We start from the raw sequence: 10,905 nt of genomic DNA, 5'->3' as shown, positions 1-10,905 counted from the left end.
GATGCAAACTATCGACAGACGTGGATTTCTGGTGACGGCGGCCTTGACCGGTCTTGGGGTTGCGGCGGTTGGCTTCCGCGCGGCGGCGGCCGAGACCCGGCTTCGTTGCGTATGGTGGGGGTCGGCGGATCGCAACAGGCGCACCAACGAGGTGATTGCCCTTTATCAGAAGGCGGATCCGCAAACGGTGGTCAGCGGCGAAATGATCGCCGGCTCCGATTACTGGACCAAGCTGGCGACCTCGATGGCCGGACGCAATGTCGCCGATATCTTCCAGCTCGAACCATCCACCATCGCCGATTATTCCGGCCGCGGCGCCTGCATGGAGCTGGACCGGTTTGTTGGTTCGTCGCTTGATCTTTCCAGCTTCGGCAAGAGCGAGATCGATCTTTGCCGCATTGACGGCAAGCTTTACGGCGTTGGTCTCGGGCTTAATTCCTTCTGCATGATGTATGATGCCGAGACGCTGAAGGAGGCGGGAGTCTCCATTCCGGAAGGGCAGATCACCTGGACGGCGCTTGCGGAACTGGCCCGTGACTTCAAGAAGAACGGCCCGGCGCGGCGCAATTACTGGGCCATCCCTTATGGCGCGCGTTATCATTACGTCTTCGACGTCTGGCTTCGCCAGCGCGGCAAGCTGCTGTTTCAGGATGGCACCATCGGTTTCAACAAGGAAGATGCGAAGGAATGGTTCGCCTATTGGGAGAAGCTGCGCGAGGACAAGCTCTGCGTTTCCGCCGATATCCAGACGCGCGATGACAATACCATTGAATCCAACGCCTTGACGCTTGGCAATTCCGCCATCGGTTTTGCCTATTCCAATCAGCTTGTGGGGTATCAGGCGCTGAACAAGAAGACTCTTTCCATCGGCATGCTGCCGGGTGAGGGGGCGGGCAAGCCGACCGGGCATTATTACCGGCCGGGGCTCATCTGGTGCATTTCCTCCACCGCCGCCAATCCGGAAGCGGCGGCAAAGTTCATCAACTTCTTCGTCAACGACCTCGAAGCCGGCAAGGTGCTGGGCGTCGAACGCGGCGTGCCGCCGGCAAAGAAGGTGCGCGAGGCAGTGTTGCCAAGCCTCAACGAGACCGAACGCAAGACGGTGGATTATATCGAGGGTCTGTCCGGCAAGCTCGATCCCTATCCCGAACCCGCCCCCATCGGCGCCAACGAATTCGATCGCGGCGTGATGCGTCCTATCGCCGATTCGCTCGCCTTCGGTCGCGCCAGCGTCGATGAGGCGGCGCAGAATCTTGTCGACACCGGCACGCGGACCCTGCGCAAGCGCGGTTGACGACAAAGCGGGCACCGCCACGTTGCGTCGAAGGCGCGTGGCGGTGCCTTTTCAGGTCTTTCACCGGCAGATAGGCCTGCGCGATAAACAACACTGGACAAGTGTGGGGCATTTAAGCCAGAAATCCTGATCTGGATCGATAAATCTGAAGATTAGAGAATGGCGCCCAATTTCCTCCTCGTTGATGCTGAAAAAGAATTCGATGTGCTGAAAGCGGCTGCGTCGCTGATCCGCGTACAGATATTGAAGCTGCTGCATGAGGCGAGCGGCCTCAACGTCAACGAGATCGCGCAGCGGCTGGATCTGCCCCAGTCCACCGTTTCTGCCGGCGTTGCCGTTCTTGAAGAGGCGGGGCTGTTGCGAACCGAGACGCGCAAGGCGCGCAAGGGCAGCCAGAAAATCTGCTTCGCCACCTGCGACGAACTCATCGTTTCCTTCCGCAAACCCGAGACGCCGGCGGCTTCCAACTATATAGCGGTGGCCATGCCGCTTGGTCTTTATACCCAGAGTTCGGTAACGGCACCCTGCGGTATCTGTTCGCCGGAGGGCATAATCGGGCTTCTGGATGTGCCCGATACCTTCATGGATCCTGACCGCATGAAGACGGCGCTACTGTGGTTGACATCCGGCTTTGTGGAATATCAATTCCCCAATAATGCCAAGATTCAGGGCCGAAACGTCGAGGAAATCGAGTTTTCGATGGAGGTCAGTTCCGAGGTGCCGGGAACGCACAGCAACTGGCCATCGGACATCACCCTTTCCGTCAATGGCAGGGAAATCGGCGTATGGACCTCGCCGGGCGACTTCGGCGACAAGCGGGGGGTGTTTACGCCCGATTGGTGGAAACTTTCCGGTTCTCAATATGGCATGCTCAAAACCTGGCGCATCACTGCGCAGGGGACCTATGTCGATGGCACCCGTATTTCGGATGTGACGCTGGCTGATATCGATCTCATCAGCCATCGTTCCATCCGCCTGCGCATCGAGGTCAAGGCCGATGCGAAACATCCGGGCGGGCTGAATATCTTCGGTCGGGGTTTCGGAAATTACGATCAGGACATCGTCCTGCGGCTGCGCACGGCAGACTGAGCTTTCAAATTTTAAAAGTATGATTTTCGCGGTTGACAGGCGCCGATTCCCTCGGCAACTATATTATCAAATATGGTTCATATCATATTTTAAGATATAAATGCGCAGGGAGGAGAGCCTATGAAAGCGCGGGTTTCAGTCCACCGGGACTTCCGGATTGGGCGTATCGACGATCGCCTATATTCCGCCTTCATCGAACATATGGGGCGTGCGATCTATGGCGGGATTTATGAGCCCGGCCATCCGCAGGCGGATGAGAACGGCTTTCGCAGGGATGTCCTGAAATTCGTGCAGGACCTGAAAATTCCCGCCATCCGTTATCCCGGCGGCAATTTCGTTTCGGCCTATCGTTGGGAAGACGGCATCGGCCCGCGCGACAAGCGGCCTATCCGTCTTGACCTCGCCTGGCGCTCCAAGGAAACCAACCAGATCGGTATCAATGAGTTTGCCGACTGGGCGTCGATGGCTGGCATCGAGATGATGCTGGCCGTCAATCTCGGCTCCCGCGGTCTGGATGATGCCCGCAACTTCCTCGAATATGTGAATTTCCCCGGCGGCACCGAGCTCAGCGATCTTCGCCGCAGCCACGGCGCCGAGAAACCCCACGGCGTGAAGATGTGGTGCCTCGGCAACGAGATGGACGGCCCCTGGCAGATCGGCCACAAGACGGCGGTGGAATATGGCCGGTTGGCCAATGAAACCGCCAAGGCTTTCAAGGGCTTCGACCCGACAATCGAAGCGATCGTCTGCGGCAGTTCAAATGACGGCATGCCGACCTATCCCGAATGGGAACGCGAGGTGCTGGAAGAATGCTACGAGAATGTCGATCATATCTCGCTGCACAAATATTTCGGCAATAACAGCCGCGACACGCTGAATTATTTCGGCAAGATCGAAGAGACCGGTCGTTATATCCAGACGATTGCCGGCGTCATCGATTATGTGAAGGCCAAGAAGCGCGCCAAAAATGAGGTGTCCATCTGCTTCGACGAATGGAATGTCTGGTATCACATCCGCGAAGACGACAGCAAACGCATCAAGAGCTGGGACTGGCCGGAAGCGCCGGCCCTGCTGGAAGAGACGTATAATTTCGAGGATGCGCTTTTTGTTGCCGGTCTGCTCAATGAATTCATTCGCCGCTCGGACCGGGTGCGCATCGCCTGCATCGCCCAGCTCGTCAACGTCATCGCCCCCATCCGGGCGGAAAAGAACGGGCCGGCCTGGCGTCAGACGATCTATTACCCCTATCAGTTCGCCTCGCTTTATGGTCGCGGCGTCGCGCTGAACGTCGCGGTCGATTGCCCGACCTACGATTGCAACGCGGCCGATGACGTCAAATATCTCGATGTCGCCGGTGTCTTCAGCGAGGAGGAAGGCGTGGTGACGCTGTTCGTCCTCAACCGCCATCTCACCGAGGCGGCGCAGATTGATGTCAGCCTCACCGGATTTTCATCCGCCGCGCTCAGCCTGCATCTTGCCATGGCGGGATATGACCTGCGGGTCGGAAACGGCCCCGACCAGCCCGACCGCGTCGTGCCGGTGCCGGGCAGCGGCGTCGCCGTCGAGGATGGGGCGCTCAAAGGCTCGGTGCCGGCGCTGTCCTATCATGTGCTGCGCCTGAAGGTTCAGTGAGGCGGTGATGGGCGTCCGTCTCAACAATATCGCCAAGTCCTTCGGTTCGTTTACGGCGCTCCGGGATGTGTCGATGGAAATCCCGGCCGGCAGCTTCGCGGTGTTCGTGGGGCCTTCCGGCTGCGGAAAATCCACCCTCTTGCGCATGATCGCCGGCCTTGAGGAAACCAGCGGCGGGCGCATCGCCATAGACGACCGCGACGTTACCGCGGTCGAGCCGGCGGATCGCGGCGTTGCCATGGTCTTCCAGAATTATGCGCTCTATCCGCATCTGACGGTGTTCGAGAACATGGCCTTCAGCCTGCGGCTTGCCCGCCGGCCGAAGGCGGAGGTGACGGAGAGGGTGGGTGAGGCTGCCCGCATCCTCCAGCTTGACGAACATCTGCACAAAAGGCCCTCCCAGCTTTCGGGCGGCCAGAGGCAGCGCGTGGCCATCGGCCGCGCCATCGTGCGGCAGCCGAAGGTGTTCCTGTTCGATGAACCCCTGTCCAATCTGGACGCCGAGCTGCGCGTACAGATGCGGCTGGAACTGACGCGGCTGCACCGCAAGCTCGGCGCGACCATGATCTATGTCACGCATGACCAGGTGGAGGCGATGACGCTTGCCGACAGGATTTTCGTTCTGAAGGGCGGCATCGTGCAGCAGGCGGGCGCACCGCTGACGCTTTATGACGATCCCGACAATCGTTTCGTCGCGGGCTTTATCGGATCGCCGGCAATGAACTTCCTGCAGGCTGCTGTGGTGGAGCAGCGCGACGGCCGGGTGACGCTGGCGCTCGAAGGCGGCGAGCGGCCTCTCGACGTGCTGCTGTCGCAGCCGGTGTCGCCCGGCCAGCGGCTCGAAATCGGCATCAGGCCGGAACATCTGGCCATCACGGATGAGGGCGCCTTGCCGGTCATTGTCGAGGTGGCCGAGGAACTTGGCGATCTGTCTTACCTCTATACCCGCACCCGGGCGGGAAAGGAGCTTGTGGTGCAGCGGCAGGGCTCCCGCGAGCAGCTGGACGGCCGGTCCGTGTCGCTTGCCGCCGCGCCCGACAGGATCCTGGTTTTCGACAGCGACGGCAAAAGGTTGCGATAGGCGCGAGGAGGCGCCTTTCGATGCAGCAAACCATCCCCTGACGGGGTGTTTCAAGAAACGGGAGGAATAATGATGCGACTGATCAAGACATTGCTTATCGGCACGGTTCTGGGTTTGACCGCCATGCCGGCGCTTGCAAGGCAGGATATCATCTGGTGGGACTTTCTGGCCGGTGGCGACGGCGTGCGCATGAAAGCGCTGATCGAGGCCTTTAACAAGGAACATCCCGATATCCAGATCAAGGGCACGACGCTGGAATGGGGCGTTCCCTTTTATACCAAGGTGCGCACGGCCTCCGCCGTGGGGGCCGGGCCGGACATCATGACCTATCACCTGTCGCGCGCGCCGCTCGGTCTTGAAGAAAAGGTGCTGAGCGAAATCACCGCGAAGGATCTGGAGGATGCCGGGCTGAAGACCGAAGACTTCTTCAGCGCGCCGGTGGATGCGGCCACGCAGGATGGCAAGCTTTATGCCGTGCCGTTCGATATTCACGCGCTTGTCCTTTATTACAACGCCGATCTTCTGAAAGGCTCTCCCTATCTCGATGCCGAAGGCAAGCTGACGGGCATCGAGACGATCGAGGATTTCGAAAAGGCGCTGGCGTGGGCGAAGGAGAATGGCGTCCAGACACCGATCACCTATCAGTCGGGCGGCGAGGGCGGGGTGTGGCGCGTGTTCTACACGCTGCTGTCGCAGCAGGGCGGCGAACTCGTCACCGGCAAGGAGGTTCTCGCCGGCGACAATGCCGAAAAGGCGGCGAAGGCCATCGACACGTTGTCCCGGTGGCGGGAAAATGGCTGGGCGCCGGAACAGGCGGAATATGAGGCCTCGGTGGCGCTGTTTTCCGCCGGCAAATCCGCGTTCCAGCTGAACGGCGTCTGGGAAGTGCCGACCTACAAAGATCTGGAAAAGAACGGCAAGCTCGGTTTCAAATGGAGCGCCGTGGAAGTGCCGCCTTTGATGGGCAAGCGCGCCACCTGGGCGGATTCCCATGCTTTCGCCATCCCCAATGAAGGCGACAAGACGGTTTCCGGCGAAAAACGCGCCGCCGTCATGACGGTGATCGGCTGGATGGAAAAACACGCCATCAGCTGGGCCGATGCCGGGCATATTCCCGCCTATAAGTCGATCACCGAAAGCGCCGAATACAAGGAAATGCAGCCGAACGCTACCTATGCCTCGCTGGCGGAGGCGGCGGTGTTTGACCCGAAGACCACGATTACCGGGGTCGCCTCTCCGGCCTATGACGCGGCGCTCAATGTCATCGCACCGGCCATCCAGGGTTATGTGGGCAGTGCGGAGGCCGTCGAGCAGATCCAGTCCGAGCTTCAGGGCAAGCTCAAGTAATCCACGCCCGCCCTTCGGTCCCTGGTGGCCGGAGGGCACGGTGCAATGCGCACAGGCCCGGAGGCATTTCATGGCAATGATTGAAAACCGGCGGAAAAAGTCGCTGATCGCGCTGTCGATGGTGACGCCGTTCATCGTCGTCTTCGCCACCTTCTTCCTTTATCCGCTGGTCGAGATGGTACGCATCAGCTTCACGGATGCGCCGCTGATCGGCGACGGTAACTGGGTCGGTCTGGAAAACTACGCGAAACTGCTGGGCGACCGGCTGTTCGTCACCTCGCTCAGGAACAATGGTTATTTCGTCCTCCTGACCGTGGTGCCGACAACCATCATCGCGCTGACGATCGCGCTCGCCGTCAGCCGGCTGTCGGGCATCGGGCAGACAATCGCCATGAGCCTGTTTTTCCTGCCTTATGTCCTGCCTGTCTCGGTGGTGACGGAAATCTGGGCCTGGATGCTCGATCTGCAGTTCGGCGTTCTGCAGCCGGTCATTTCGCTGCTGGCCGGCAAGCCGGTCGCCGTTTTCAAGAACCCCTATTGGGTGATGCCGATGGTTGCCGTCGTCACCATCTGGTGGACGAACGGCTTTAACGTGCTGCTGTTCATCGCCGGCCTGCGCAATATCCCGGCCGAGCTTTACGAGGCCGCAGCGCTGGATGGTGCCACGACCTGGCAGCGCTTCCGCCGCGTCACCTGGCCGCTGCTCTGGCCGGTCACGGCTCTTGTCCTGACGCTGCAATTGATCCTGCAGCTGAAGATTTTCGACCAGATCTACCTGTTGAGCGGCGGCGGCCCCTTCAATTCCAGCTTCGTCCTCCTTCTGAAAGTCTATCGCGAAGCCTTCCAGATGAACCATGGCGGTTATGCCTCCGCCGTGGCGACCGTGCTCTTCCTGTTGATCGTCATCGTTTCCGTTCTCCAGTTCCAGCTGCTGCGCATCCGGAGGAATTCATGAGCCCCGCCAGAAAACTCGAGAACATCGTCCTGACCCTGCTGACCTTTGCGGCGGCGCTGGTGTGGATTTTTCCGCTCTACTGGAGTTTCATCACCTCGCTTCGTTCCGATGAGAATGTCGCCGGCAACACGTCGCTCTTGCCGGACGAGTTCCAGCTGGGCGCTTACATGAATGCCATCTTCAATACCCGGCTGATGACATGGTATGTGAATTCCATCGGCACAGCCGTCATCGTCACGGTTTCCGTGCTGTTCATTTCGATGTTGTGCGCCTATGCGCTGTCGCAGATCCGTTTCCCCGGCCGGCGCCTGCTCTATGGTATCGTGCTGGCGAGTTTCATGGTGCCGGCGCAGACGCTCGTCGTCACCCAGTTCATCTTGATGAAGAACCTCAACCTCATCAACACCTGGGCGGGCATCATCCTGCCGCAGCTCATCACGCCCATCGTCATCATCGTCTACAAGCAGTTTTTCGACAGCGTGCCGAAGGAGATGCGCGAGGCCGTGGTGCTGGATGGCGGCGGCGAATACACGATCCTGTTTAAGGTCTATCTGCCGCTCAACTGGGGCATCACGACCGCCATGGCGATCGTGACGTTCATTTCGGTGTGGAACGCCTTCTTCTGGCCTTTCCTCGTGGTCACTTCCGAAAACATGATGACGATCCCGGTCGGCATCACCCAGGTCAACGACGCCTTCGGTGTCGCCTATGCGCGGCTGATGGCCGTCGCCATGCTGGCGGCTTTGCCGGTCATCATCGCCTATGTCGTCTTCCAGCGGCGGGTAACGGAGGCGATCATGATTTCCTCCGGGGTGAAGGGGTGAGGTTTTCAGATGATGTGGGCGTTGTGCAGGGCGGTCAGCACCTCGTTCTTGAGGCTGGCAAGGTGCGGTGACCGGCGGTCGCGCGGGCGTGGCATGTCCACTTCCATCCGTTGCTGGATGCGCCCGTCTTGGGCGCCCATCATGTAGATCCGGTCACCCAGATAGAGCGCTTCATCGATATCGTGGGTGACGAGCAGGAAGGAGATGCCTCGCTGTTCGACGAGCTTGAGAACGAGGTCCTGCAACTTCATGCGGGTGAACGCGTCCACCGCGCTGAAGGGTTCGTCGAGCAGCAATATGCGCGGCCGGGTATAAAGCGCCCTTGCAATGGCGACGCGCTGGGCCATGCCGCCGGACAGGGCTTTGGGCAGCGCATCGCCATGGCCGCTCAGGCCGACATCATCGATCAGCTCCCGCACCCGCTGCGTGTCATATTTTTTCCCGGCGGCGTAACCGATGTTTTCGGCAACCGTCAGCCAGGGCATCAGGCGCGGTTCCTGAAAGACGAAAGCGATCGGCGGCGTAGCCGCCGCACCGTCCTCTTCCGCCTGGCTGATCTTGACCGTGCCGGTGAAATGCCGGTCGAGACCGGCGGCGATGCGCAGCAGGGTGCTCTTTCCGCAACCGCTGGGTCCGAGAAGAACCGCCGCCTCGCCATCGCCGAGCGCCAAGTGGATATCCTGCAGGATCACGGTGTCGCCGAAGGCTTTTTCGCGTACATCCACGTGAAGCAGACTCATCGCAGCCGCCCTCCTTGCTGCAGGGGGTAGGTGTCGCGCCAGCGCAGGCAGCGATCTTCAACGATCTTGAACAGGCTGTCGGAAATCTTGCCGAGTACCGCCAGGCAGATGATGGCGATCATCACCAGATCGGGCCGCGACAGTTCCCGCCCGTCGGAAAGCATGTAGCCGATGCCCTCCGAAGCGGCCAGAAGCTCGGCGGCAACGACGCTCAGCCAGGCCAGCGACAGCCCGTAACGCAGGCCGGTGAACAGATGCGGCAGGGATGCGGGAATGAAGATCCGCCACACCAGCACCGGCAAGGGCTGGCGATACATTTCCCCCACTTCCACCAGCTTGCGGTCGACATTGCGAATGCCGGAGAAGAGGTTGAGATAGACCGGAAAAAACGCGCTCTTGGCGATGAGGACGATTTTGGAGGTTTCGCCGATGCCGAACCAGATCATCAGCAGCGGCACCCATGCAAGGCTCGGAACCGCCCGCAGCGCCTGAAATGTCGGCTCGAGATAACGCTCGGCGGCAATCACCAGCCCGACCAGCGAACCGATGACGACCGCAAGCAGAGAACCGATGACGAAGCCGATGAAAACGCGGGCCGTGCTGGCTGCGACATTCGTCCATAATGGCCCCTCGGCGAGCCGCAGGAACGTATCGTAAAGCTCCGACGGCGGCGGCAGCACATAGGGGCTGACCCAGCCCATGCGGACAAAAAACTCAAGCAGCAGCAGCGAGCCGACCGGCACGATCGCGCCGCGCAGGTCGAACCGCCCGAAGAAGTTCCCCACCCTTTGCGCCGCCGGCAATCGGGAAGGGAGCTGTTTTTCCGTCTGTTTCACGCGCTGAAATTCGCGCGGATGGGAATTCATGCGCCAAGTGCCTTTTTCGCGGGTGCGGGATCGATCAGCGACGAAAGAACATTGTCGACATTGACGCCCGGGCGCAGAACGTCGTCGCCGAGCAGCGGGGTAACGATACGGATCGAGTTCAGCAGCTCCTCGCCCGGAACCGGGTCTTTCCAGTCGCGCTTGTTGATGGTGAGCTCGGTGATCTTCGGATCGTTGCCCGTGACCTTGGTGACGAAATCGATGAATTCGCCGTTGTTCTCGCGGATCCATTTCTGTGTCTGTACCCACACGCCGAGAAGCCGCTCGACCGCCTTGGGATATTTCGCCAGAAACTCCTCCGAAACGCTGAAGACGCTGCCGTCGCGCCAGCTGCGTTCGTCGAAGATCGCCCTGTCGCCGGCAAGCTCGGCCTGGGACGTGTGCGGGTCGATACCGACCCAGGCATCCACCTGACCCTGCTGAAGGGCGTTGAAACCTTCCGGATGCTGCAGGTTCACAACCTTGAGATCATCGATCGACAGCTTGTTCTGGGCAAGGGCACGGACAAGGGTGAAATAGGGCGCGGTGCCCTTGGTGACGGCAATGGTTTTACCCTTGAGATCGGCAACCGTCTTCACCGGCGAATCCGGGCGGACCTGGATGATGGAGGAGCCGCCCCAGCTTGCCACGTAAATGACCTTCAGTGGCACGCCGTTGGCGCGGGCGAGAAAGGCTGACAGGGCCGCCGAACCGGCAAAATCGGTTGACCCGACCTTCAGGAACTCCAGCGAATTGTTGCTGCCGCGGGATTGGACCCAGGTGATTTTGGTGCCGACTTCCTTGAAGGCGTCCTCAAGCCAGCCCTTGTTCTTTATCAGCAGCGTGTGGGAGGAGTAGAACCCCCAGTCCAGCTTCAGTTCCGCCGGAAACTCCGGTGAGCCCTGGGCCAGCGCATTGCCGGCCGCAAGCGGCGCCGCGAGCATGCCGGCAATGCCGAGTTTGAGAATTCGGCGGCGGGAATGTTCAGCTCTCATATTAATTCACCTAATTTATGTATTTTATGTACATAAAGGGTAAGGGCGGTGATTTTTGAGGTCAATCCGCCGTTCTGGAACCCCA

10 protein-coding genes are annotated in these 10,905 nt (G+C 60.1%); 7 read left to right on the top strand and 3 right to left on the bottom strand.

From position 1 onward, the window contains the following. Position 1 precedes the first annotated feature (1 nt). From ACI2KA_RS19425 to ACI2KA_RS19395, 7 genes are all read left to right on the top strand, one after another. Entirely contained in the window at positions 2 to 1,294 is a 1,293-nt protein-coding gene (locus tag ACI2KA_RS19425) for an ABC transporter substrate-binding protein (protein WP_404504097.1), read from the top strand. A gap of 159 nt (positions 1,295 to 1,453) precedes the next feature. Continuing rightward, complete coding sequence (locus tag ACI2KA_RS19420; protein WP_404504096.1) at positions 1,454 to 2,383, top strand: ArsR/SmtB family transcription factor; 930 nt, start codon at positions 1,454 to 1,456, stop codon at positions 2,381 to 2,383. A 120-nt stretch (positions 2,384 to 2,503) separates the two neighbouring features. Next, positions 2,504 to 4,015: an alpha-N-arabinofuranosidase gene (locus ACI2KA_RS19415; RefSeq protein WP_404504095.1), complete on the top strand. Its 1,512-nt coding sequence runs from the start codon at positions 2,504 to 2,506 to the stop codon at positions 4,013 to 4,015. 7 nt (positions 4,016 to 4,022) lie between these two features. Continuing rightward, positions 4,023 to 5,096, top strand: coding sequence for an ABC transporter ATP-binding protein (locus ACI2KA_RS19410; RefSeq protein ID WP_404504094.1), 1,074 nt, complete (start codon positions 4,023 to 4,025; stop codon positions 5,094 to 5,096). Positions 5,097 to 5,168: 72 nt separating this feature from the next. After that, complete coding sequence (locus tag ACI2KA_RS19405; RefSeq protein WP_404504093.1) at positions 5,169 to 6,443, top strand: extracellular solute-binding protein; 1,275 nt, start codon at positions 5,169 to 5,171, stop codon at positions 6,441 to 6,443. A gap of 70 nt (positions 6,444 to 6,513) precedes the next feature. Then, positions 6,514 to 7,398, top strand: a complete 885-nt coding sequence (locus ACI2KA_RS19400; RefSeq protein ID WP_404504092.1) for a carbohydrate ABC transporter permease — start codon at positions 6,514 to 6,516, stop codon at positions 7,396 to 7,398. Further along, positions 7,395 to 8,222 (top strand): carbohydrate ABC transporter permease, encoded by an 828-nt coding sequence (locus ACI2KA_RS19395; RefSeq protein ID WP_404504091.1) that lies wholly within the window; start codon positions 7,395 to 7,397, stop codon positions 8,220 to 8,222. The genes ACI2KA_RS19400 and ACI2KA_RS19395 overlap by 4 nt, the downstream gene beginning before the upstream one ends. 5 nt (positions 8,223 to 8,227) lie before the next feature. Here the strand turns inward: ACI2KA_RS19395 and ACI2KA_RS19390 are convergent, their stop codons facing one another. From ACI2KA_RS19390 to ACI2KA_RS19380, 3 genes are read right to left on the bottom strand one after another with little or no spacing between them, the layout of a single operon-like run. Continuing rightward, complete coding sequence (locus ACI2KA_RS19390) at positions 8,228 to 8,962, bottom strand: ABC transporter ATP-binding protein (protein WP_404504090.1); 735 nt, start codon at positions 8,960 to 8,962, stop codon at positions 8,228 to 8,230. Further along, complete coding sequence (locus tag ACI2KA_RS19385) at positions 8,959 to 9,828, bottom strand: ABC transporter permease (protein ID WP_404504089.1); 870 nt, start codon at positions 9,826 to 9,828, stop codon at positions 8,959 to 8,961. The genes ACI2KA_RS19390 and ACI2KA_RS19385 overlap by 4 nt, the downstream gene beginning before the upstream one ends. Next, entirely contained in the window at positions 9,825 to 10,820 is a 996-nt protein-coding gene (locus tag ACI2KA_RS19380) for an aliphatic sulfonate ABC transporter substrate-binding protein (protein WP_404504088.1), read from the bottom strand. The genes ACI2KA_RS19385 and ACI2KA_RS19380 overlap by 4 nt, the downstream gene beginning before the upstream one ends. Between the last annotated feature and the right edge of the window lie 85 nt (positions 10,821 to 10,905).

The organism is Agrobacterium sp. NPDC089420, from assembly GCF_044900305.1.
Classification (GTDB): domain Bacteria; phylum Pseudomonadota; class Alphaproteobacteria; order Rhizobiales; family Rhizobiaceae; genus Agrobacterium.
Note: the sequence above shows the minus strand (reverse complement) of the source record. Positions and strands in the feature narration are given on the sequence as shown.

Bases quoted from the DNA above. Each gene is read 5' to 3' on its own strand.
- ACI2KA_RS19395 (WP_404504091.1), top strand. From the start codon at position 7,395: ATGAGCCCCGCCAGAAAACTCGAGAACATCGTCCTGACCCTGCTGACC.
- ACI2KA_RS19425 (WP_404504097.1), top strand. From the start codon at position 2: ATGCAAACTATCGACAGACGTGGATTTCTGGTGACGGCGGCCTTGACC.
- ACI2KA_RS19390 (WP_404504090.1), bottom strand. From the start codon at position 8,962: ATGAGTCTGCTTCACGTGGATGTACGCGAAAAAGCCTTCGGCGACACC.
- ACI2KA_RS19400 (WP_404504092.1), top strand. From the start codon at position 6,514: ATGGCAATGATTGAAAACCGGCGGAAAAAGTCGCTGATCGCGCTGTCG.
- ACI2KA_RS19410 (WP_404504094.1), top strand. From the start codon at position 4,023: ATGGGCGTCCGTCTCAACAATATCGCCAAGTCCTTCGGTTCGTTTACG.
- ACI2KA_RS19385 (WP_404504089.1), bottom strand. From the start codon at position 9,828: ATGAATTCCCATCCGCGCGAATTTCAGCGCGTGAAACAGACGGAAAAA.
- ACI2KA_RS19405 (WP_404504093.1), top strand. From the start codon at position 5,169: ATGCGACTGATCAAGACATTGCTTATCGGCACGGTTCTGGGTTTGACC.
- ACI2KA_RS19420 (WP_404504096.1), top strand. From the start codon at position 1,454: ATGGCGCCCAATTTCCTCCTCGTTGATGCTGAAAAAGAATTCGATGTG.
- ACI2KA_RS19380 (WP_404504088.1), bottom strand. From the start codon at position 10,820: ATGAGAGCTGAACATTCCCGCCGCCGAATTCTCAAACTCGGCATTGCC.
- ACI2KA_RS19415 (WP_404504095.1), top strand. From the start codon at position 2,504: ATGAAAGCGCGGGTTTCAGTCCACCGGGACTTCCGGATTGGGCGTATC.